This is a genomic window from Lichenibacterium ramalinae, from assembly GCF_004137085.1.
GTDB lineage: Bacteria > Pseudomonadota > Alphaproteobacteria > Rhizobiales > Beijerinckiaceae > Lichenihabitans > Lichenihabitans ramalinae.
On the sequence record NZ_QYBC01000003.1, the window covers coordinates 277,100 to 298,216 of the forward strand.

At 69.7% G+C, this 21,117-nt stretch carries 19 protein-coding genes; 10 read left to right on the forward strand and 9 right to left on the reverse strand.

What is annotated here, in order from left to right; all coding sequences use genetic code 11:
• Positions 1 to 3 precede the first annotated feature (3 nt).
• The 3 genes from atzD to D3272_RS05470 are packed head-to-tail and all read left to right on the forward strand — an operon-like array spanning position 4 to position 3,719.
• On the forward strand, positions 4 to 1,104 hold the full coding sequence (gene atzD, locus D3272_RS05460) for a cyanuric acid amidohydrolase (RefSeq protein ID WP_129218129.1): 1,101 nt from the start codon (positions 4 to 6) through the stop codon (positions 1,102 to 1,104).
• Entirely contained in the window at positions 1,101 to 2,480 is a 1,380-nt protein-coding gene (locus D3272_RS05465; protein ID WP_129218130.1) for an amidase, read from the forward strand. The genes atzD and D3272_RS05465 overlap by 4 nt, the downstream gene beginning before the upstream one ends.
• Positions 2,481 to 3,719 carry an FAD-dependent oxidoreductase gene (locus D3272_RS05470; protein WP_129218131.1) on the forward strand — a complete coding sequence of 413 codons (1,239 nt, stop codon included), beginning with the start codon at positions 2,481 to 2,483 and terminating at the stop codon, positions 3,717 to 3,719.
• A gap of 93 nt (positions 3,720 to 3,812) precedes the next feature.
• Here the strand turns inward: D3272_RS05470 and D3272_RS05475 are convergent, their stop codons facing one another.
• Together D3272_RS05475 and D3272_RS05480 are read right to left on the reverse strand one after the other, a co-directional pair.
• Positions 3,813 to 4,583: an SDR family NAD(P)-dependent oxidoreductase gene (locus tag D3272_RS05475; RefSeq protein ID WP_129218132.1), complete on the reverse strand. Its 771-nt coding sequence runs from the start codon at positions 4,581 to 4,583 to the stop codon at positions 3,813 to 3,815.
• 92 nt (positions 4,584 to 4,675) lie between these two features.
• A complete protein-coding gene (locus D3272_RS05480) occupies positions 4,676 to 5,449 on the reverse strand; it encodes an SDR family NAD(P)-dependent oxidoreductase (protein ID WP_129218133.1) in 774 nt (257 codons plus the stop codon).
• A gap of 465 nt (positions 5,450 to 5,914) precedes the next feature.
• Here D3272_RS05480 and D3272_RS05485 point away from each other — a divergent pair, with 465 nt between their 5' ends.
• On the forward strand, positions 5,915 to 6,595 hold the full coding sequence (locus tag D3272_RS05485) for a GntR family transcriptional regulator (RefSeq protein WP_129218134.1): 681 nt from the start codon (positions 5,915 to 5,917) through the stop codon (positions 6,593 to 6,595).
• A gap of 235 nt (positions 6,596 to 6,830) precedes the next feature.
• Complete coding sequence (locus tag D3272_RS05490; RefSeq protein ID WP_129218135.1) at positions 6,831 to 7,871, forward strand: ketopantoate reductase family protein; 1,041 nt, start codon at positions 6,831 to 6,833, stop codon at positions 7,869 to 7,871.
• A gap of 33 nt (positions 7,872 to 7,904) precedes the next feature.
• Here D3272_RS05490 and D3272_RS05495 read toward each other — a convergent pair whose 3' ends face one another.
• The 6 genes from D3272_RS05495 to D3272_RS05520 all read right to left on the reverse strand — a co-directional run bounded on the left by D3272_RS05495 (position 7,905) and on the right by D3272_RS05520 (position 14,333).
• Positions 7,905 to 9,557, reverse strand: a complete 1,653-nt coding sequence (locus D3272_RS05495; RefSeq protein ID WP_129218136.1) for an extracellular solute-binding protein — start codon at positions 9,555 to 9,557, stop codon at positions 7,905 to 7,907.
• Between the two features lie 107 nt (positions 9,558 to 9,664).
• Entirely contained in the window at positions 9,665 to 10,318 is a 654-nt protein-coding gene (locus D3272_RS05500) for a 3-oxoacid CoA-transferase subunit B (RefSeq protein ID WP_129218137.1), read from the reverse strand.
• On the reverse strand, positions 10,318 to 11,055 hold the full coding sequence (locus D3272_RS05505) for a CoA transferase subunit A (RefSeq protein ID WP_129218138.1): 738 nt from the start codon (positions 11,053 to 11,055) through the stop codon (positions 10,318 to 10,320). Before D3272_RS05505 ends, D3272_RS05500 begins: the two co-directional genes overlap by 1 nt.
• 20 nt (positions 11,056 to 11,075) lie before the next feature.
• Positions 11,076 to 12,008: an intradiol ring-cleavage dioxygenase gene (locus D3272_RS05510; protein ID WP_129218139.1), complete on the reverse strand. Its 933-nt coding sequence runs from the start codon at positions 12,006 to 12,008 to the stop codon at positions 11,076 to 11,078.
• A gap of 43 nt (positions 12,009 to 12,051) precedes the next feature.
• Positions 12,052 to 13,257 carry a 3-oxoadipyl-CoA thiolase gene (pcaF, locus tag D3272_RS05515; protein ID WP_129218140.1) on the reverse strand — a complete coding sequence of 402 codons (1,206 nt, stop codon included), beginning with the start codon at positions 13,255 to 13,257 and terminating at the stop codon, positions 12,052 to 12,054.
• A gap of 14 nt (positions 13,258 to 13,271) precedes the next feature.
• Entirely contained in the window at positions 13,272 to 14,333 is a 1,062-nt protein-coding gene (locus D3272_RS05520) for a maleylacetate reductase (RefSeq protein ID WP_129218141.1), read from the reverse strand.
• 181 nt (positions 14,334 to 14,514) lie between these two features.
• Here D3272_RS05520 and D3272_RS05525 point away from each other — a divergent pair, with 181 nt between their 5' ends.
• The 3 genes from D3272_RS05525 (at position 14,515) to D3272_RS05530 (ending at position 17,134) form a co-directional block, all read left to right on the forward strand.
• Positions 14,515 to 15,255 (forward strand): IclR family transcriptional regulator domain-containing protein, encoded by a 741-nt coding sequence (locus tag D3272_RS05525; RefSeq protein ID WP_129218167.1) that lies wholly within the window; start codon positions 14,515 to 14,517, stop codon positions 15,253 to 15,255.
• 151 nt (positions 15,256 to 15,406) lie between these two features.
• A complete protein-coding gene (locus D3272_RS27190) occupies positions 15,407 to 15,556 on the forward strand; it encodes a hypothetical protein (protein WP_165361233.1) in 150 nt (49 codons plus the stop codon).
• A 357-nt stretch (positions 15,557 to 15,913) separates the two neighbouring features.
• A complete protein-coding gene (locus D3272_RS05530) occupies positions 15,914 to 17,134 on the forward strand; it encodes an MFS transporter (protein ID WP_245496396.1) in 1,221 nt (406 codons plus the stop codon).
• Positions 17,135 to 17,219: 85 nt separating this feature from the next.
• Here D3272_RS05530 and D3272_RS05535 read toward each other — a convergent pair whose 3' ends face one another.
• The gene (locus D3272_RS05535; RefSeq protein WP_129218143.1) at positions 17,220 to 19,115 is read right to left on the reverse strand and encodes a potassium transporter Kup; all 1,896 of its coding nucleotides are present in this window, start codon (positions 19,113 to 19,115) and stop codon (positions 17,220 to 17,222) included.
• Between the two features lie 252 nt (positions 19,116 to 19,367).
• Between D3272_RS05535 and D3272_RS05540 the strand changes: the two genes are divergently transcribed.
• Positions 19,368 to 20,408, forward strand: coding sequence for a YihY/virulence factor BrkB family protein (locus tag D3272_RS05540; protein WP_129218144.1), 1,041 nt, complete (start codon positions 19,368 to 19,370; stop codon positions 20,406 to 20,408).
• Between the two features lie 254 nt (positions 20,409 to 20,662).
• The gene (locus D3272_RS05545; RefSeq protein ID WP_129218145.1) at positions 20,663 to 20,911 is read left to right on the forward strand and encodes a hypothetical protein; all 249 of its coding nucleotides are present in this window, start codon (positions 20,663 to 20,665) and stop codon (positions 20,909 to 20,911) included.
• The last annotated feature ends 206 nt before the right edge of the window (positions 20,912 to 21,117 follow it).

Consider the following 21,117-nt stretch of genomic DNA (forward strand, 5'->3'; position numbering starts at 1 on the left):
AGAATGGGGATCGGTGTCCACAAGGTCGCCATGGCGGCGCCGAGCGACGTTTCGGAACTGGAGCGGCTGATCGCGGCAGGAGCGGTTGATCCCGCCACCATCGTGGCATTCATCGGCAAGACGGAGGGCAACGGTGGCGCCAACGATTTCACCCGCGGCTTCGCAACTCTGTCGTACCAGCTGATGCTGGCGCGCCATCTCGGCTGCACGCCCGAGGAGGTCACGCGGCGCATCGCCTTCGTGTGGTCCGGCGGCTGCGAGGGCGTCCTGTCGCCCCACGCCACGGTCTTCACGCGGGGACCCGACGGGGCCCCCGCCGGCTCCGGCAAGCGCCTCGCGCTCGGCATCGCCGGCACCCGCGCCTTCGCCCCGGAGGAGATCGGCACCATGGCGGTGGTGGAGGCCGTAGCCGAGGCGGTCGACCGCGCGCGCCGGGAGGCTGGCATCGCCGATCCGCGGGACGTCCATTACGTCCAGGTCAAGGGTCCGCTCCTCACCCCCGCCGGCTTGGCCGATGCGGACCGGCGGGGCGTCGCGCTCGTGACGCGGGACCCCAACGGCTCGAAGGCCTTCGCGCGCGGCTCGACCGCGCTCGGGGTCGCGCTCGGCCTCGGCGAGGTGCCGGCCTCGGCCGTGACCCAAGAGGCCATCGCGACCCGCATGGACCTCTTCTCCGCGGTCGCTTCGACGTCGGCGGGCGGAGAGCTGAAGGCCTGCGAGATCCTGCTCTTCGGCAATGCCGAGGGCGCGGGCGGCGAGTTCCAGATCGGCCATGCCGTGCTGGAGGACGCGATCGACGCCGGGGGCGTCCGGGCCGCCCTCGCCGACGCGGGCCTACCGGACGCGGGCGGCTCCCCCGACACGGGCCGGATCGCGGCGGTCTTCGCCAAGGCCGAGGCGAGTCCCTCGGGGATGATCCGCGGCCGGCGCAATACCATGCTGTCGGACGCCGACATCAACTACGAGCGCCATGCCCGCGCGGCGCTCGGCGCCGTCATCGCCAGCATCACGGGCGATCCGGCCATCTTCGTGTCCGGCGGCACCGAGCATCAGTGCGCGCCCGGCTCGGCCCCGATCGCCGCCATCGTGCGGGCCCGGTCGTGAGCGTCGCCGCCGAACCGTGGCGGCTCGGCGTCGCCGACCTCGCGGCGGCGTTCGGGGCCGGCGACCTCGACCCCGAAACCCTGCTCGACGCGCTGCTCGACCGCATCGCGCGGCGCGACCCGGCCCTCAACACCCTCGTGGCGATCGATGCCCAGGGCGCGCGTGCCGCGGCCCGGGACAGCGCCGCCCGGTGGCGGGCCGGTGCTCCCCGATCCGCCATCGACGGCGTGCCGCTGACCGTCAAGGACAACCTGCTGATGGCGGGCCTGCCCGCCACCTGGGGGAGCCGGGCCTATGCGGGTTTCCTCCCCGCCGAGGACGAGGCGCCGGTGGCCCGGCTGCGCGCCGCCGGGGCAGTGCTGCTGGGCAAGACCAACGTCCCCGAACTCACGCTCGAAGGCTATACGTCGAACCTGCTCTTCGGCACGACGCGCAACCCGTGGGATCCCGCCCTGACGCCGGGCGGATCGAGCGGTGGCGCCGCGGCCGGCGTCGCGGCGGGCTTCGTGCCTGCCGCCATCGGTACCGACGGCGGCGGCTCCATCCGCCGGCCCGCCGCCCACACCGGCCTCGTGGGCTTCAAGCCCTCGATCGGCCGGATCCCGCGTGCCGGCGGCTTTCCCGAGACGCTGCACGACTTCGAGGTGATCGGCACGCTGACCCGCTCGGTCGGCGATGCGGCGCTGCTCGACGCCGTCCTGTCGGGCGAGGCGGCGCCCGCGCCCGCGCCGCGGCCGATGCGCATCCTCCACGTGCCGCGCTTCGGCGACGCGCCGCTCGACCCGGAGGTGGCGGCGGCCTGCGAGGCCGCGGCCGGCGCCCTGGCGGCGGCCGGCCACACCGTCGACACCGGGCCCGTCTTCTTCGACCGCGCCGCCGTCGACGAGATTTGGCGCGTGGTGGGCCGGGCAGGGGTGGCGCGCGTGGCACGGCTCACGGGCGGGCGCCTCCTCGCCGAGGGCGGGCCGACGATCCGCGCCATGGCGGAGGAGGGGGCGCGACTGTCGGGGGCCGATTATGCCGATGCCATGTCGGCCCTGGCGGCCTTCCGTCGCGCCGTCGCCCAACTTTTCGACCGGCACGACCTCGTCTTCATGCCGAGCGCCGCCGCCCTGCCGTGGCGGGCCGAGGAGGCCTACCCGGCCACGATCGACGGGCAGATTGTGGGCCCGCGCGGCCACGCCATCTACACGGGCTGGGTCAATGCCGCGGGCCTGCCCGCCATGGCGTTGCCGCTCGCCCCGTCCCGCGCGGGCCTGCCGATCGGCGGCCAGTTCGTCGCCGCTGCCGGCCGCGACGCCGATCTCCTGGCCTTCGCCGCCTCCGTCGCGCCGCGGCTCGCGACGCCGTCCTGGCCTGCCTTCGCAGAGGCCTGAATGAGCCGTACCAAGCCCAGGATCGTCGTCGTCGGGGCCGGGATCGCGGGCAGCCTCATCGTCTCGGGTCTGCGCGACCGGACGGATTGCGAGGTCGTCTGCCTCGAGCGGGCCGGTGCCGCCGATCATGCGGAAGCCGGCACGGGCCTCAACATCGGCCCCAACGCCATGGCGTGCCTCGACCTGCACCTGCCGCGCGAGGCGGCGGCCATCCGCGCCGCGAGCCTGCCCTGGAACCGCTGGACCGTGGCGCTGACGTCGGGCGAGGTCCTGATGGACCTGCCGCTCGCGCGCGTCGCCGACACGCCCGGCATCCGCATCCGCTGGGCGGAGCTTTACGCGCTGTTGCGGAGGCCGATCGCACCCTTCGTGACCTATGGGGCCGAGGTGACGGAGTGCGTGATGGCGGCCGGGGACCGGGCGGTGCGCTACCGCGACCGAACCACCGGGGAATCGCGGGAGATCCGCGACATCGATCTGCTCGTGGCGGGCGACGGGCGCTATTCCCTGGTGCGCCAAGCCGTGCTCGGCGGTCCCGAGGTGCCGCACATGCTCGACGTGTGCCTCTACCGCATCCTGTTTCCGGCCGGGCCCGTCTGCCCGATCGACGACTACGGCCAATGGTTCAACGGGCCGAACCGGCTGCTCGCCTTCCGGGTGCCGGGCGACCTCGTTTATTGCGCCGGCTCCTTCCCGATCCCGCCCGGCGCCGCGACGCCCGACCACATGAAGCGACCCGAAGCCCTGGCCGCCCGGTACCGGCCGGCTGGCCGGCCACCTTCGCGCGAGGCCGCCTACCTCATCGATGCCGTGGTGCGGAACGTCGATGCCATCCACTGGGCCCGGCTGCAGGAGGGCTGCGTCACGTTCAGCGGCACTCCGGGCGTGCTTCTGATGGGCGACGCTGCCCACCCCATGGTGCCGACGCTCGGGCAGGGGGCCACCCAGGCCTGCGAGGACGCCTGCGTGGCGGTGGACGAGATCGCGGCGGCTCTGTCGGCCGGCCAGCCTCTCGACCGCGTCCCGGCCTGGGTCGAGGAGCGCCGGGCCGAGCGGGCTCGCTTCGTCGTCTCCCTCTCCCGCGACGCCACCGACACGATGCTGGCCGGCGCCGATCCGGTGGCAGGCACTGCCCTGAAGGCGACACCGGCGTTCCAGGGCAGGTTGAGCCGGCTTTACCGCGACATCCCGGAGCGGCGGTCGGTCGGCCGAGCGAGGGATGTCGATTCGGTTGAATGATGGGCGAGTGCCCGAATGGCGGCGACCACCGGTTCGACGGCGGTTCTGCGAGCGCCCGTCGTCGACGGCGTCGGCACCCGCGGCGTCGTCCGCTCATGAGAAGAGGACGCCGCCGTTCACATCGATCGTCGCGCCGGTGATGTAGGTGCTGTCGGGCGAGGCGAGGAACGCGATGGCGGCGGCGATCTCGGCCGGCTCAGCGGCCCGTCCCAAGGGGATCTTGTCCCATTCGGCCTGCTTGATCGCTTCGAAGCTCGTGCCGCGCTGATCGGCTTCCTCCCGCAGGGCGGTGAAATGCATCGGGGTCGCGATGTTGCCGGGCGCGACCGAGTTGACGCGGATCCGATCGACCGCCAACTCTGCCGCGACACTCTGGGTCAGCGAGATCAAGCCGGCCTTCGAGGCGCAGTAGGCGCTGAACATCCCGTGGCCGCTGTGTCCGAACCAGCTCGAGACGGTGACGATCGAGGCACCGCGGGCTTGCCTGAGCGCGGGTATGAACCGCTTGATCATCAGAACGTTCGCCCGCAGGTTCACCGACATCACGCGGTCCCACTCGTCCATGTCGAGCGCCTCGATGGAGACGACCTGCTGTAACGTGCCGGCGACGAGACCCAGGAAGGTCAGGTGGCCGCCGAGGGATCTGACGGCCGCGTCGATCGCCTCGACGCCGGTGGACCCGGAGATGTCGGCCGCGACACCGATCACGCGGCCCTTGGCGTCCCTGCCGACCTCGTCGGCGATCGCCATGACGGCCGCGGTGATGTCGGTCAGGACCAGCGACCAGCCGTCCCGCGCGAAGCGCTCGGCCGCTGCTCGGCCGACGCCGCCGGCCGCACCCGTGATGATCCCGATACGATCCATGATAGGGCCCGGTTTGGTCGTGGATGGCGGAAGCGGCCGTCGCGCACCGAAAGGCGCCGAGGCGACGGCGGCCTCGTCGCCCGCTCCTGCGGTCAGGCGGCGCTGTACCCGGCGTCGACCATCATGAGCTGTCCCGTCATGCCGCTCGCGGCGTCGGACAGCAGGAAGGCGATGGCCGAGGCGATCTCCTCGCGCCGCAGCAGGCGGCCCATCGGGATGTCGTCGATCCATCGCTTCAGGACGGCCGGCTGCGTGCGGCCGACCTCCGCCAGCATCTCCGTGTCGGTGTAGCCCGGCCCGACCGCGTTGACCCGCACCCCGGCCGCAGCCCATTCGCAGCCGAGCACCCGGCACATGTGGGCGACACCCGCCTTGGCGACGTCGTAGCCGACATGGTGCTCGGGGCGGACGTATTTGACGCCGGCGATCGACGAGAGTGCCACGATGGCACCCTTCTTCTGCGCCACCATGTGGCGCCCGGCACGCCGGACCACGTAGAAGACGCCGTTGAGGTTGATGTCGAGGGCCTGGGACCAGTTCTCGTCGCTGTGGTCGACGCTGGCGTCCTCGTAGGACCAGCCCGCATTGGCCACCATGGCGTCGATGCGTCCGTGGCGCGCCACGACGCCATCCACGGCGTCATCGACGGCCGGTCGATCGGTGACGTCGAGGACGAGGCCCTCGGCCGCGATGCCCTCGCGCGCGAGGGCCGCCGCCGTTTCGTGGACGAGGGGGAGGCGGTCGGCGAGGACGACGGTGGCACCCAGCTGCCCCAGGACGCTGGCGATGCACTGGCCGATGCCGCGCGCCGCCCCCGTGACGACGGTGACGCGACCATCGAGACGGAAAAGGTGTTCGATGCTCATCCCGGCTCTCACGCTGCCGTCTTGACGAGGGCCGCCGTGCCTCCGCGTCCGATGCGGCGCATGACCAGACTGGCCGTCGAGCCCATTTTCCCCTCCATGCCGCGCTTGCCGCCTTGTGGCCGAGGCTGCCGGTTCGAAGGGTCTTTCCAAGGATGGCCCATGTCAAGGTTATTTTCCAAAATTCGTTAGGCGAACCCCACCGGGGCTCCGCGGGTCCGGCCCCGGTGCCGAGGCCGTGGCCATGTCCCGGTCTGAAGGCGGGTCGGCACTCTGCAGGGTGGCGGGTCGTCGACGGGGGTCTGCCGACGGCCCCGATGCCCCTCTGAACTTTCCACGTTTCGTGTCATAGGAGGGGAATGTCGGCTTGCCGGCGACGCCGACGTCCCTACGATCGACGGGGTCGCGCTGCGCGGCGCTGGCTCGCCGCCGCGTTGGAAGGCAAGTCGGGGAGCTGGGGCTGACGCAGTGAGGGACAAGGAAACCGGGCTCACCAGAGCGACGTCTGTCTACGACAGCATCCGGCGTGACATCATGCGCGGAGAGATCCGCCCGGGCGAGAAGCTCCTCTTCGATGTGTTGCGCGACAGGTACTCGAGCGGCATCAGCCCGCTGAGAGAGGCGCTGAACAGGCTCTATTCCGAGGGTTGGGTGGCGCGGGAGGAACAGCGAGGGTTCAGGGCCGCCGAAACATCCGAAGAAGAGCTGCGCAAACTGGTCGAGACGCGCGTCATGGTGGAGGGTGCGGCGATCACCTCGGCTCTCCAGTTGAAGGATGTGGCGGCAGAAGAGCATCTCGTTCTCGTCTTCCATCGACTCAGGAAGGCGCATCGTTTCGTGGACGGTCAGCGCTCGGAGAACTGGGAAAGACTTCACAAGGAGTTTCACGCCTCGCTGATCGCCGGCGCGAAGCTGCCCAGAGTGACGGCGTTCTGTTCGCAACTGTTCGACGTCGCCGAACGCTATAGAATACTCTACGCGTCCGGATATCCCGAACGCAACGAGCGGGACGAGCACGGTCGGATCCTGGACGCCTATCTGAACGGCGATGCGAACCTCACGGTGGAACTGCTGTCGGCTCACTACACCGTGACGCTGCATATGATCTTGGGCGCATCCTTCGAATCCAACGGCGCGCGCGGCCCCTGACATCACCGAGCGATCGGACGCGCCGCGGCGCGACACGCGATGGCCCCGGCTGACTTTCCAAAATATCCCTATCTTGCCTATCGAATGGAAAGACTGTCTCATGGGCGAGCCCCAGGGTCGACCCCTCGGGCGTGTCGTGCGGTCCCGACGTCGGGCGTCGGGAGCGCAGGCGGTGGGTCGGTGACGGGGCGTCGCGAAAGCCGACGGGCATGCGCGGGCGAGCGGGGAGGGGACGATGGCGTGGGACAGGACGGGCGGCCCGAGGATCGCGTTTCTCGGGACGGGTGCTCAGGGAGCTTCCATCGGGGCGGACTTCGTTTTGGCCGGCCTCGACGTGACCTTCATCGAACAATGGCCCGAACACGTCATGGCCATCCGCGAGAAGGGGATCACGGTCAACCTTCCGACGAGGTCGATCAATGCCAAGGTGCCTGCGCTGCACCTGTGCCAGGTCGCGGAGATCAAGGAACCGTTCGACCTCGTCTTCCTGGTCATGAAGGCTTACGACACGAAGTGGGCCTGTCAGCTCATCGAGCCCTGTCTGGCACCGGACGGCTTCATCGTCGGCCTTCAGAATGGCATGACGCACGACGAGATCGCCGAAGTCGTCGGACGTCGTCGCACCATCGGCGCCGTGATCGAGATCGCCTCCAACATGTTCGTGCCCGGCGTGACGAACCGCCAGAACGACCATGACGAATCGTGGTTCGCCCTGGGGGCCCTCGACCCCGCACGGCAGGGGCGCGTCGAAGAGGTCGCGAAGCTGCTGCGTCACAGCGGAACGGTCGAGGTGACGGACGACATCGTCTCGGCGAAGTGGATGAAGCTCGTGGTGAACGCTGCAGAGTTGATCCCGTCCGCCATCGTCGACCTGCCTCTGGCGGATGCCGCGCGCGCCCCCGGGATGCTCGACGTCATGCGCAGCGCCGGGTACGAGGCGATGCAGGCGGCGCTCTGCGACGGCGCCAAGATCGTCTCGATCATCGGCATGCCGCCGGTGATGTCGAACCATCCGGAACGTTACGTCGACCAGATCTTCGACGAAGTCCTCAAGACATTCTCGCGACCCGACACGTTGACCACGTCGCTGCAGGACTGGCGGAAGGGACGCAAGGCCGAGATCGACGACGTCAACGGATATGTCGTGAAGACGCTCCGGCGCCACGGGCAATCCGCTCCCGTCAACGAACGCGTCGTGGAGATGGCGCTGGAGATCGAGAGCGGAACGCTCCAGGCTCGGCCGGAGAATGCCAAGCGTCTCGGGGCGATCGGCTGATGCGAGCGCGGGCGGGTCGCGTCGCCGCCAGCCTCACTCGCGCTCCTGCTCCCGTGCCATCAGCCGGTCGACGGCACCTTGCGCTTCGACCAGGGCCTCGCCGTCGCTGCACTCGCGGCGGAGCGCACGATGCAGGACCTCGCCGAGGATGCTCTCGATCGCGGTGTATTGGGGGACCTCGGGCCGATGCCGCGTGCTGAGCAAACCGCGCTTGGCCAAACCATCCACGACGGAGATCAGGGGTGAGCCGGCCAGCACCTCCGGGTCTGCCGCGACGCTGAAGCGGGGCACGACGGGGAAGCCGTTCTTGGCGTGGACCCGCATGGCTTCGGGCGAGGCCATCGAGGCGATCGCTTCGAAGGCGCGTCGCGCGCGCGCTTCCGGGAGGTTCGACGGCACGGCGAGGAGAAAGCCGCCCATCGGCGTGATGTTGCTGCCGCCCGGGCCGGCCGGGTGCGGAAGATAGCGCACCTTGCGCTTCACCGCCGACTGGACGTCGTATTCGAAACGGGCCGCCCGCATGGTCCAAACGTACGACAGCGCGCTCTGCCCGTGGAGGAACAGGTCGAGCCCGCGCTTCCACTCCATGGTGAGCACGTCGGGAGGCGAGACTTCGACGAGCCGATGCATGTAGTCGAGCACCTCGCGCCCGGCGTGTCCGTCGATCTGGATGGGCGCCGCGCCCGAACCCCGGCCTGGACCGAAGATGCTCCGCCCGCAGGCACCGAGGAAGAACAGGAAGCTGTGGGCCAGCGGCATGCCCGGCGCGGCGTTCCACACGACGCCGAAGCGTTCGCGCTCGGGCGCGTGATAGGCACGGGCGACGCTCACGACCTCGTCGAAGGTGCGCGGCGGCGTCCGCCCGCTCTCCTCGAGCCAGTCGCGCCGCGCCGCCATGACCTCCACGGTGACGTAGATCGGGACCCCGAACTGCGTGCCCTGCCAGGCCCCCGTGTCCCAGACCATCGGCTGGAAGTCGGCCGGATTGATCAGGCTCGGCTCGTTGAAGTTCGCCAGCGGCGCCAGGGCGTGCTTGCTGGCGAATTCGGCGAGCCAGGGCATGTTGATGGTGATCACGTCGAAGGCCGAGACCTCCGCCCGCGCGTTGGCGGCGAGCCGCTCGTAGAGGTCCGGCAGGACCCTCATCTCGAAGTCGCGCCGGATCGCCCGGTTCGACCGGAAGTCGACCCACATGTTGCGCATCGAGGCGAAGTAATTGTCGTCGTGCAGCAGGAAACGCAGCCGCTCCCCGGCTCGACCCGGGTCGACCGGCGGGCTGCCGGGCACGCCACCGAAATAAACGTCGCTCTCGTCCTCGAGCGGCATGCTGCGGCCGAAGGTTTCGGCGAGCAGGCATTTGATCTGGCGAGCATAGGTTTCGAACCGCGCCCTCAGATCGGGGCTCGGATGGAGCGTGAAGCTCTTCCCGGTCGCGCTGCGGGACCTCTTGAGGATGAGGCCCTCGTCGATCATGCGATGCACGCGCCGCAGGGCCGTCGCGTAGGGCAGCTCCGAAACGTCGACCAGGGTCGAGACCGTCACGGGCTGCCCTCCGATCTCGCACTCGATGAGGTGGGTCACGATGTTCCACGCCGCATCCGGCTCGGGCGAGGCGACGAGCGACACGAAGGGCTGGCGCGTCCCCTTCAGGAACCGGATCACGCGCTGCAGTTCATATTCGTTCATCGCGGCTCGCCGGAGTTCGACACCATGGCGGGAAACCCGTTCATCGTCGGAGACGGAGATCCGACCCCTCGATCGCGGCGAGGGCTCCGAAGGCGAAGGCGCTCCCCTCAGGCCGCTCGGGCCAGCGCCTCGTGATAGTCCGCCTCCGTCTTGGCTCTGACCTCGGCGGCTTCGATGCCGGGTGCGAGTTCCACCAGGCGGACGCCGCCGGCCCGCCGGTCGATCTCGAAGACCGCCAGGTCGGTGATCACCACGTCGACGACGCCCTGGCCGGTGAGGGGGAGCGAGCATCGGTGCAGGAACTTCGGCCCGCCGGATTTGTCGACGTGGTCCATCACCACGACGACCCGCCGGACGCCCGCCACGAGGTCCATCGCTCCCCCCATGCCCTTGATCATCTTGCCCGGGATGGTCCAGTTGGCGAGATCCCCGGTCTCGGACACTTCCATGGCGCCCAGGACGGCGAGATCGATATGGCCGCCGCGGATCATCGCGAAGGAATCGGCCGAGGAGAAGAAGCTGGACGTCGGCAGGACCGAGACCGTCTGCTTGCCGGCATTGATGAGGTCGGGATCGACGTCCTCCCGATACGGGAACGGACCGATGCCCAGCATGCCGTTCTCGCTCTGAAGCGTCACGGTCTTGCCCGCCGCGACGTAGTTCGCCACCAGCGTCGGGATGCCGATGCCGAGGTTCACGTAGTCCCCGTCCTTGAGTTCGCGGGCGGCGCGGGCCGCCATCTCGTCGCGTGTCCAGGCCATCAGGTCAGCTCCGCCGTCGGGGCCGCCGCAGCGGGGCGCTCCCGCACCGTCAGCCGCTCGATCCGCTTCTCGTAGGACGGTCCCCGGATGACGCGATCGACGTAGATGCCGGGCGTGTGGATCCCGTCGGGATCGAGCTCGCCGGCCGCGACGACCTCCTCGACCTCGGCGATCGTGACCTTGGCGGCCGTGGCCATGTTGGGGTTGAAGTTGCGCGCCGTCCGCCGGTAGACGAGATTGCCCTCGGGGTCGCTTCGCCAGGCTTTGACGATGGCGAGATCGGCCCGGAGCCAGGTCTCGCGCAGGTAGGTTTCGCCGGCGAAGACCTCGGTCGGCTTGCCCTCGCCGACCACGGTGCCGACGCCCGTCTTGGTGTAAAAGGCCGGGATGCCGGCGCCACCGGCCCGGATCCGCTCCGCCAGCGTGCCCTGCGGGGTCAGTTCGAGCTCGAGGTCTCCCGACAGGTACAGGTCGGCGAAGAGCTTGTTCTCGCCCACGTAGGACGAGACCATCTTGCGGATCTGCCCGTTGTTCAGCAGCGTCCAGAGGCCGAAGCCGTCCGCTCCGCAATTGTTGGAGATGACGGTGAGGTCCTTCACCCCCGAACGCTTCAGGGCCTCGATCAGGTGCTCGGGATTGCCGGACAGGCCGAAGCCGCCGGACATGATCGTCATGCCGTCGAACAGCACGCCCGCGAGGGCCGCATCGGCATCGGCTTGGATCTTGTTGCGTGACATGGATCGCTTCGCTTCGCGCGTCAGATGATGGGGGCGTCGGGGACGGTGCCGGGTGCCTTGCGGGCCAGCGTGAAGTCCCAGCCGACGCGCCAGAACGGCTCCCCGATGCCGCTCTCGGCGATGGCCTCGGGGTCCTCCACCTTTCTGAAGTCGCCGATGAGGCTTTCCTTCACGCCGAAGACCGCGTCCTCCGTCAGGTAGGGACAATCGGGCGTGAAGATGTGGGTGATCACCGGGTCGAAGCCCGGAGCCGTGACGATGAAGTGGATGTGGGCGGCGCGGTTCGGGTGCCGGCCCAGCGCCCCGAGCATCTTGCCGACCGGGCCGTCGTCGGGGATCGGGTAGTGTCGCGGCTTGACGGAGCGGAACCAGTAACGGCCGTCGGCGTCGCTGCTGAAGACGCCGCGCAGGTTGAAGTCGGGCTGCACGCCTTTCTGCTGAACGTCGTAGAACCCGTCCTCGTTGGTCTGCCACACGTCGATCGTCGCGCCCGCGATCGGGCGCCCCTCGGTGTCGACCACGCGTCCCCGCACGATGGAAGGCTCGCCCTTGCCGTCGAGGCAGATGTTGGCGCCGTGCGGGTAGCGCGGCGCATCGGGCACGTAGAAGGGCCCCAGGATCGTGTTCTCGGTCGCGCCGTTCGGCCGGCGATGGTTGATGGAATCGACCAGCATGGAGACGCCCAGCGTGTCCGACAGTAGGATGAACTCCTGCCGCCAGTCCGTGCACATGTGGCCGGTCTCGGTCAGGAACTTGATGGCCGCCATCCACTCGTCGTGGGTGGGTTCGATCTCCTTCACGGCCGCATGGAGGTGCTTGACCACCGCCGTCATCACCTCGCGCAGCCGGGGGGACACCTCCGGACCCATGCGGGCGTTGACGACATCCTCGGACCCTTGCTCCTCGAAATAGGGAAAGGTCCGGGCGCGGGTCTCCGGTTTGGTCTCGGTCATGGGTCGTTTCCTCCGGCGGTCGTCGATTGCGCTTGTGGTTGGGTCAGGCCCGTTCGAGCGCCAGGGCGATGCCCTGCCCGACGCCGATGCACATGGTGGCGAGCGCCCGTTTCCCGCCCGACAGAGCCAGTTCGAGCGCGGCCGTGCCGGTGATCCTGGCGCCCGAGGCCCCGAGGGGGTGGCCGAGCGCGATGGCGCCGCCATTGGGGTTCACGAAAGCGGCATCGTCCGCGAGACCCAGGGCACGCAGCACCGCGAGCGCCTGCGAGGCGAAGGCCTCGTTGAGCTCGACGGTCTCGAAATCGCCGATCCCGAGGCCGAGGCGCGCCAGGAGCTTGGCGGTCGCCGGCGCCGGGCCGTACCCCATGATGCGCGGCGCCACCCCGGCCGTCGCGGCCCCGAGGACGCGCGCCAGGGGCACGAGGTCGTGCCGCTTCACCGCCGCCGCCGAGGCGACCAGCAGCACCGAGGCGCCGTCGTTGACGCCGGACGCGTTGCCGGCCGTGACGGTGCCGCCGGCGCGGAACGGCGTCGGCAGCTTGGCCAGGCTCTCCACCGTGGTGCCGGCCCGCGGATGCTCGTCGACGTCGACGACGCGCGCCTCGCCCTTGCGCTGCGGGATGCGCACGGGCGCGATCTCGCGCGCGAGGCGTCCGCTGGCCTGGGCCGCGACGGCGCGCGCCTGGCTCCGCGCCGCGAAGGCGTCCTGGTCCGCGCGCGAGATGCCGAAGGCTTCGGCGACGTTCTCGCCCGTCTCGGGCATGGAATCGACGCCCCACAGCTCCCGCATCGCCGGGTTGACGAAGCGCCAGCCGATCGTCGTGTCGTGGATCTCGGCCTGCCGCGAGAAGGCCGTCTCGGCCTTCGGCATCACGAAGGGCGCGCGGGACATGCTTTCCACGCCGCCCGCCACGATGAGATCGGCCTCGCCCGTCCTGATCTGCCGCGCCGCGATGGCCACCGCGTCCATCCCGGAGCCGCAGAGCCTGTTCACGGTCGTGCCCGGCACCGTCTCGGGCAGCCCGGCGAGCAGCGCCGCCATGCGGGCGACGTTGCGGTTGTCCTCGCCGGCCTGGTTGGCACAGCCCAGGATGACCTCGTCGATCAGCGACGTTTCGAGGCCGGGGTGGCGCGCCACGAGGGCGGCGATCGCCGTCGCGGCGAGGTCGTCGGGGCGGACGCTCGCCAGCGCGCCCCCGAAGCGGCCGATGGGAGTGCGGATGAAGTCGACGACATAGGCCTCGGTCATGGTGCTTCCGGCGGTCAGGAGCGGGGCGGCTCGCCCGCATGGGCCCGCGCGACGAGGTCGCGCAGCGCCGAGGGGTCGAGGGGCCGCGGGTTCCAGTAGGGGCTCTTCAGGGCGGCGGCGACGGCGGAGTCGATGCCGGCCTCCGGCATGCCGAGGTCGCGGAGCGCCACCGGCGCTCCCAGCCGCAGCGCCAGGTCGTAGAGGCCCCGGGCGGCGTCGGGCGCGCCGAGCGCGTCGGCGACGGTCCGCATCGCGTCCGGGGCGGCCGGCGCGTTGTAGGCCACGGCGTGGGGCAACACCGCCGTGTGGGTCTCGGCATGGGGCAGGTCGAAGGCGCCGCCCAGCGTGTGGCAGAGCTTGTGATGCAGCGCCATGCCGACGGCGCCGAGGCAGGTGCCGCAGAGCCAGGCGCCGTAGAGGGCGTCCGACCGGGCTCGGCGATCGTGCGGGTCGTCGACGATGACCGGCAGGGCGCGGGACAGCGCGCGGATGCCCTCGGCCGCCATCAGCGACACGATGGGGTTGCGCTCCTGCGCGTAGAGCGCCTCGACGGCATGCGCGATGGCGTTGATGCCGCTGACGGCGGACAGGCGCGGCGGCAGCGTCAGGGTGAGGTCGACGTCGTAGATCACGACCTCGGGGAGCACCTTGAGGCTCTTCAGCGTGGTCTTCGCGCCGCCCTCGGTCTGCCCGAGGATCGACGTCATCTCGGACCCCGCATAGGTGGTGGGGACGACGATCTGGGGCAGGTCGGTGCGGAGCGCGATGGCCTTCGACAGACCGATGGTCGAGCCGCCCCCGACCGCGACGAGACCGTCGATGCCGTCCCTCTCGACCAGGCGCATCGCCTCGGCGGTGACCTCGACCGGCGTGTGCATGCGCGCCCCGGCGAAGACGCCCGCGGCGCGCCGGCCGATGCGGTCGGCGAGGGCCGCGGCTTCGGCCTGCTGCTGGGAGGTCGCCAGGACCAGCACGCGCCCGAGCCCGAGCGCGTCGATCTCCGCCGGCAGGCTGCCGAGCGTCCCGGAACCGAAGACCACGCGCGCGGCCTGGGCCGCGTAGATGAAGGGCTCCATCGGTCAGCGTCTCCCTGCTGGACATCGATCCCCGGCGATCCACCGTTGACCGAGCTCATGTTGTGCGCTATCCGCACATTGTTATGTTATCGCACATTCCACCACCGCCGCCGGGCGGCGTCAAGTCCGGCTCCCTGTCCAGTCGGCGACGACGACCGTGACGGAGGAGCGCGCGGGCGACATGATGGGCGGCTTCGCCAAGGGGCTCGCGGTGCTGTCCTGCTTCGGTCAGGGGCATGAGCGACTGACCATCGCCGGGGTGGCGAAGCTGACGGGGCTCGACCGGGCCACGGCCCGACGCTGTCTCATCACGCTGGAGCGGCTCGGCTTCGCCAGCTTCGACGGCCGATGCTACGCGCTGACGGCGCGGGTCCTCTCGCTGGGCCACGCCTACCTGGCTTCGACACCGCTGCCCGAGCAGCTTCAGCCCTTCCTCGACCGATTGGCAGGGGCGATTCAGGAATCCTGTTCCTGCTCGATCCTCGACGGAACCGACATCGTCTACATCGCGCGGTCGGCGCAGCGTCGGGTGATGTCGATCAGCCTCGGCGTCGGGAGCCGGCTGCCCGCCTACTGCGCCTCGATGGGCCGCGTGCTCCTGGCGGCGATGGACGAGGACGAGGCCTGCGGCCTCCTCGACCGATCGACCTGCACACCTTTGACGCCGAAGACCCTCGTCACCCGCGACGCCCTCCGCACCGAGCTGGCCCGGGTGAGGCACCAGGGCTACTGCATCGTCGACGAGGAGCTTGAGATCGGGCTGAGGTCCGTCGCGGTGCCGATCCGCAGCCGATCCGGACGCGTGGTCGCGGCGCTCAACACCGGCGTCCAGACCAGCCGCGCCAGCGTCGCTCAGCTGCGAACCGAGCTGCTGCCCAAACTCCTCGAAACGCAGGGGCAGCTCGCGCCGCTCATCGTCTGATCGACGACTGCGACGATGGATCGATATATCCGGATCGGACATGTTTGCCCGCAGGAACACCGCGGGAAGCCTGACGGGATGGGCTCGATATGGTATTTCCTGACGCGATCGGTCCACAGAGACTGGCGAGCGAGGACATACGATGTCGTCGATGCTGATCTACATCCTCGATGCGCTCTGCCTGGCGGGGGAAGCCAACTGCGTGCAGCTCGACCAACTGTGGGGTGCTCAGTGTGCTTGGCGCCGACCTTTGAATCTGCGACGCCAGCGCGACGGCGCCCGGGTCCTGGCCAGGTCCTGACGAGGTCCTGACGAGCCTCTGATCGAGACCGGGCAGGCTCGCTCATCGCCGCACCTTCCACAAGGCTTTCGCGTTGTGCCGTGAACCCGCCCATGGCTGTCGGCGCCTGCGCCGCTCCATGACGGATGACCAGCGGTGGGTGCCGTGGCGCCAGGCGACCTGAGGTGACGGGATGGACGACCACGAACAGCATCGGCCTTCGTCTGCGCCGTGGTCCGCGTGATGGCGATGACGCCGCTTGAGCGCTTTCACCTTCGGCGGATTCGCTCCGGTTCCGGCTCGGGAGCAGTCTCATCGGCTCCGGTTCACCAAGGCGAATTCGAGAAAGCCGATGGTCCAGGAGCCCTGGACGACGCCGTGGACACCGCCGTCGACGATGCCGCGGGTCCCTCCTCGCGCCTCGTCGCCGTTCTGACGCTGGCAGCCGGGGCGCTCATCGCCAACCTCTACTATGCCCAACCCCTGGTGGCGGCGATCGGTCCCAGCGTCGGCATCAGCCGCGATCTCGCCGGCTCGATCGTCAGCATAACCCAGGTCGGCTACGGCATCGGCCTGTTCTTCATCGTCTCGTTGGCCGATTGCGTCGAGAACAAGCGACTGGTCCTGGTGACGCTGGGACTGACGGTGTTGGGCCTCGTCGGAGCGGCGACCGCCACCGGCCTGACCACCTTCTTCGCGGCGTCGCTGATGGTGGGCGTCTGCTCGACCGGCGCACAGGTGCTGTTGCCCTTCGTGGCCCATCTCATCCCGGCAGCCCGGCGCGGCCGAACGGTCGGCAAGGTCATGGCGGGCGTCCTGACCGGCATCATGTTGGCCCGGCCCATCGCGCTGTTCGTTTCCGCGGCCCTCGGGTGGCGCGCGGTCTTCCTGATCTCCGCCGCCGTCCTGGTGGCGATCGGCCTCTCGCTCCTGCGGATGATGCCGACCTACCGGCCGACGTCGGGCACCCCTTATCCCCGCGTCCTGTCGTCCATGCTGTCCGTCATGCGGACCATGCCGGCGGTGCGGTGGCGCGCCGCCTACCAATCGCTGATGTTCTGCGCCTTCAACATGTTCTGGACGGCCGCACCCCTGTTCCTCGCTGACCGCTTCCATCTCGGTGAGCGGGGCATCGGCGTCTTCGCCCTGGCGGGCTGCGGCGGAGCTCTCGTGGCGCCCATGGCAGGGCGCCTCGCCGACGCCGGACGCAGCCGTGTCACCACCGTCGCCGCCATGCTGGTGCTGATGCTGTCCTTCCTGGCGTCCCGCTGGGCGACGGAGGGCAGTGCCGCATTGATCGGCCTGACCCTTCTCGCCGTCCTGATCGATGCCGCGGTCCAGGCCAATCAGGTCGTCGGGCAGCGGGTCATCTACAGCGTGGCGGCGGAGCGCCGCGGCCGGGTCAACGCCATCTACATGACGCTCCTCTTCGTCGGCGCCCCCATCGGATCCGTGCTGGGCACGGCGACCTACCACCGGGGGGGCTGGCCGGCGACCGCCGGCACCGGGGTGGCGATCGGCGTTGCGATGCTGATCCTCGTGACGCTCGAACAGCGGCCGCAACGCCGATCCGCAGCGTCCAAGGTGTCCGAGGCCTGAGAGCCTTCACGAGACGCGGTGCGCGGTCGCCGACACGGCGCCCCGCACCAGCTTCGCCTTCCCTGACCAAGCGCGAAACCCGCCTTCAAAGCTCGATCCGCGTGCCCATCTCGACGACGCGTGGGGCCGGGATCAGGAAATAGTCCGAGGCGGTCGCCGAATTGTGGGTCAGGAACCCGAACAGCGCCTCCTGCCACGGCGACAGGTCCGGGCGCATCGACGGGACCGGGGTTTCCCGACCGATGAAGAACGAGGCCTCGTCCGGATCGAAGCCGATCTTCTCCTTGTGAGACCGCAGGGCCGACATGACGTCGGGCTTTTCGGCGAAGCCGAAGGTCAACGTCACCACGGAGAACCCGGCCGACCTCGCCTCGGTGGCGACGCGAGCATCCTCGCGGATCCTGGGGACGCGCTCTGTCGTCACCTTGAGCAGGACGACCCGGAGATGCACGACACCGTTGTGCCGGACGTTGAGGGCAAGCGCGGCGGGCACGATGTCGGACTGCTTGGTCAGGTAGACGGCCGTGCCGCGCATCCGCAACGGCGCATCCGGCTGCGCCAGGCTGGCGATGAAGTCCGGCAGCCGCGCGGCATCCTTGTCACGCTGGGTGAGAACGGCCTGCCGCCCCTTGCGCCACACCAGCATGACGGTGAGGGTCACGGTCCCGACCAGGATCGGGAACCACCCTCCGGCCGGGATCTTGTGGACGTTCGCCGACACGAAGGTCACGTCGAGCAGCAGGATGGCGCCCGCGACCGGGTAGACGAGGAGGGCGGGCCAGCGCCACAGCCCGATGGCCACGGTGGTCACCAGGAGCGTCGTGGCCAGCATGTCACCCGCCACCGCGATGCCGTAGGCGTTGGCGAGGGCGTCGGAGGACCGGAAGCCGAAGACGAGGCCCAGGACCACGATGGCGAGCAGCCAGTTGATCTGGGGCACGTAGACCTGCCCGGCGGATTCGTCCGATGTCTGCCTGACCTCGAGCCGCGGCACGGCGCCGAGTTGGATCGCCTGCTGCACGAGCGCGAAGGCGCCGGACAGCACGGCCTGGCTGGCGATGATCGTCGCCGCCGTGGTGAGCACGAGCGCCGGGATCAGGAGCCAGTTCGGGAAGAGCAGGAAGAACGGGTTGGCGGCCGCGGCAGGGTCGGCGAGCACGGACGCGCCCTGGCCGAGGTAGTTCAGCACCAGCGCCGGCATCACCAGGACGAACCAGTCCAGGCGGATGGGGGAGCGACCGAAGTGCCCCATGTCGGCGTAGAGCGCCTCGCCCCCGGTGAGGGCCAGGAACACGGAACCGAGAACCAGGAACGAGGTCGCCCCGCCCGCATGGCCGACATAGGCCAAGGCGTAGCGCGGATCGAGGGCCCATAGCACGGCGGGATGGGCCAGCAGGTGGGCCAGCCCCGACAGCGCCAGCACGGCGAACCACGCCGCCATCACCGGCCCGAACAGGAAGCCGACCGCGCCGCTGCCCCGCTTCTGGATGGTGAACAACGCCACGAGGATCACCGCCGCCAGGGGGACGACGTAGGGGGTGACGGCGGGAAGCGCGATCTCCAGACCCTCGACGGCGCTCAGCACCGAGATGGCCGGGGTGATCATGGCGTCGCCGAAGAACAGCGACGCGCCCGCGAGGCCGACGACGAGCAGCACGCCCTGGAGCCTGCCCGCCACCGGCAGGGCCAGCGACAGCAGCGACATCGTCCCGCCCTCGCCCTCGTTGTCGGCCCGCATCACGAAGATCACGTATTTGACGGCGACGATGAGGAAGATGGCCCAGAACATCATCGACAGCACGCCGAGCACGGTCGCCTCGGTCGAGGCGTCTCCCGCTGCCTTCAGGGACTCGCGGAAGGCGTAGATCGGACTGGTCCCGATATCCCCGAACACGACGCCCAGAGCCCCGAGGAGAAGGGCCGCCTGGGCGGGATGCCGCGCGGCTGCTGGCGTCGACGAAGCCTCGACCGAAACTTTCACAAGAATGTCCTCTCCCTCAGTCGTGACGGCACCGGCACCGAAATCTCGGGAGATCCCAAGCCGACCCCGTACACTGGGGCATCTTGATGTACCCTGGTCAACGACACCTCGTGGTGAAATCGCGTTCCGTCGCCGGCATCCTGCCGCCCGCGTCCCGGAGCCGATACCCTCCCCGAAGGACCGTGATCGTCGACAGCAAGCTGACGTGTCGCTAACTCAGACCGACGTGAACCCTTGGCGAGCATCCCGACCGTGACCGACGCAGAACAGGGCGAGGACTGGCGCGCCCACGTCGGGGAAGAGCCCGAGACCGCGGGCATCGCCACCGACCGCGACCGTGCCCGTGAGCCGGGCCGCGGCAGGGAGGCCGACGCGCCCGAAGAGATACCGGCGCGCGGGTGGCGGGACGTTCTCATCCGGATCGTCTGGGCGACCTCGGCCAACAGGGTCCTGTCGACGGCGGGCAGCGTCGCCTTCTTCACCCTGCTCGCCGTGTTCCCCGGCATCGCCGCCATCGTCTCGCTCTACGGGCTGTTCGCCGACGCGAGCACGATCAGCGGCCACCTGATCCTGCTGTCGGGCATCCTGCCGACCGGAGTGCTCGATCTCGTCGGCGACCAGATCAAACTGGTCGCCCAGAAGGGCAACGACACCCTGGGCGGCGCCTTCGCGATCTCGCTCGTCCTGGCGCTCTACAGCGCCAACTCGGGCGTCGTGGCCCTGTTCGACGCCTTGAACGTGGTCTACAACGAGAAGGAAGAGCGCCACCCCGTGCGCCTCTACGCCACGACCTTCGCCTTCACGCTCGCCGCCGTCGTCTTCGCCCTCCTGGCGCTGACCGGCGTCGTGGCCTTGCCGCTCGTCCTGAAGTTCGTCGGGCTCCCCACCGCCACGGGAACGCTGCTCGCCGCCGCACGCTGGCCGGTGCTCCTCGTCAGCATCACGGGCAGCCTCGCCGTGATCTACCGCTACGGACCGTCGCGGAACGGCGCGCGGTGGCGGTGGGTGACATGGGGCAGCGCCATCGCGGCTCTGTTCTGGATCGCGACGTCGATGCTCTTCTCCTGGTACGTGACGACCTTCGACAGCTACAACCGGATCTACGGGTCGCTCGGCGCGGGCGTGGGCTTCATGGTCTGGCTCTGGATCTCGACCGTCATCGTGCTGCTCGGGGGCGAACTCAATGCCGAGTTGGAGCACCAGACGGCGCGGGACACGACCAGGGGCGGCGGGAAGCCCCTGGGTCGAAGGGGCGCCGTGATGGCGGACCACGTCGGCAAGGCCCAGGGTTGAACGGGCATGCGTCACCTCAGCGCGCCCGCGAGGGGCGGGCGGCGTGTGGGAGCATGGAAATCTGCCGGACGACCGCCGGCCCGTCGCGTGCGGCCGGCGGCGCGGCGGCGATGGACCCGAACCGCCGCGGTGCGGGGCACGGCCGAGCGCCTGAAAAGACGGTGTCAGGTTCAGCCTGACGATCCCGCGCGCCGCAGGACTGCTATGGTCGCCGACCCCCGGGAGCCCTCCGAGGGCCGATGGAGTTCCCTCCCATGACGTTTCAGCGAGCCTCGCTCTGCGCCCTCCTCGTCCTCGCCCTGCCGGGCGTGGCCTCGGCCCGGCTCAGGTCCGACCGCGATCGCCTGCGCGCCGAGGCGGAGCACGCCTGCTATGGCGACGCCCAGCGCCTGTGCCCCGATGCCATGCCCAACGAGGCGAAGGTCGAAGCCTGCATGAAGACGAAGCGCGCCCTGCTCAGCCCGGCCTGCGGCAAGATCTTCGACCGCGGCATCAACCGTTAAAGCAGTATCGGCCTTCTCCGAGTCGCCTTGGCGACTCCAAGCCAAGGGAACTGCTCTCGGTTCGAAGCGGGAGCGAAGTCCCCGAAGGCGAAAGCGCTCTAGCTGTGAGCTTTCCATAGGTTGTCCATCCGATCCGAACCGAGGAAGCTGAGGTTGCGACGCTTCAGCCCCAAGGGAGGGACCGGATGAACATCCACAAGAATGCC

Coding starts and splice junctions, on each gene's coding strand:
- D3272_RS05490 (WP_129218135.1), top strand. CDS start 6,831: ATGGCGTGGGACAGGACGGGCGGCCCGAGGATCGCGTTTCTCGGGACG.
- pcaF (WP_129218140.1), bottom strand. CDS start 13,257: ATGACCGAGGCCTATGTCGTCGACTTCATCCGCACTCCCATCGGCCGC.
- D3272_RS05495 (WP_129218136.1), bottom strand. CDS start 9,557: ATGAACGAATATGAACTGCAGCGCGTGATCCGGTTCCTGAAGGGGACG.
- D3272_RS05510 (WP_129218139.1), bottom strand. CDS start 12,008: ATGACCGAGACCAAACCGGAGACCCGCGCCCGGACCTTTCCCTATTTC.
- D3272_RS05475 (WP_129218132.1), bottom strand. CDS start 4,583: ATGGATCGTATCGGGATCATCACGGGTGCGGCCGGCGGCGTCGGCCGA.
- D3272_RS27190 (WP_165361233.1), top strand. CDS start 15,407: ATGCTGATCTACATCCTCGATGCGCTCTGCCTGGCGGGGGAAGCCAAC.
- D3272_RS05505 (WP_129218138.1), bottom strand. CDS start 11,055: ATGTCACGCAACAAGATCCAAGCCGATGCCGATGCGGCCCTCGCGGGC.
- D3272_RS05480 (WP_129218133.1), bottom strand. CDS start 5,449: ATGAGCATCGAACACCTTTTCCGTCTCGATGGTCGCGTCACCGTCGTC.
- D3272_RS05525 (WP_129218167.1), top strand. CDS start 14,515: ATGATGGGCGGCTTCGCCAAGGGGCTCGCGGTGCTGTCCTGCTTCGGT.
- D3272_RS05545 (WP_129218145.1), top strand. CDS start 20,663: ATGACGTTTCAGCGAGCCTCGCTCTGCGCCCTCCTCGTCCTCGCCCTG.
- D3272_RS05470 (WP_129218131.1), top strand. CDS start 2,481: ATGAGCCGTACCAAGCCCAGGATCGTCGTCGTCGGGGCCGGGATCGCG.
- atzD (WP_129218129.1), top strand. CDS start 4: ATGGGGATCGGTGTCCACAAGGTCGCCATGGCGGCGCCGAGCGACGTT.
- D3272_RS05500 (WP_129218137.1), bottom strand. CDS start 10,318: ATGGCCTGGACACGCGACGAGATGGCGGCCCGCGCCGCCCGCGAACTC.
- D3272_RS05520 (WP_129218141.1), bottom strand. CDS start 14,333: ATGGAGCCCTTCATCTACGCGGCCCAGGCCGCGCGCGTGGTCTTCGGT.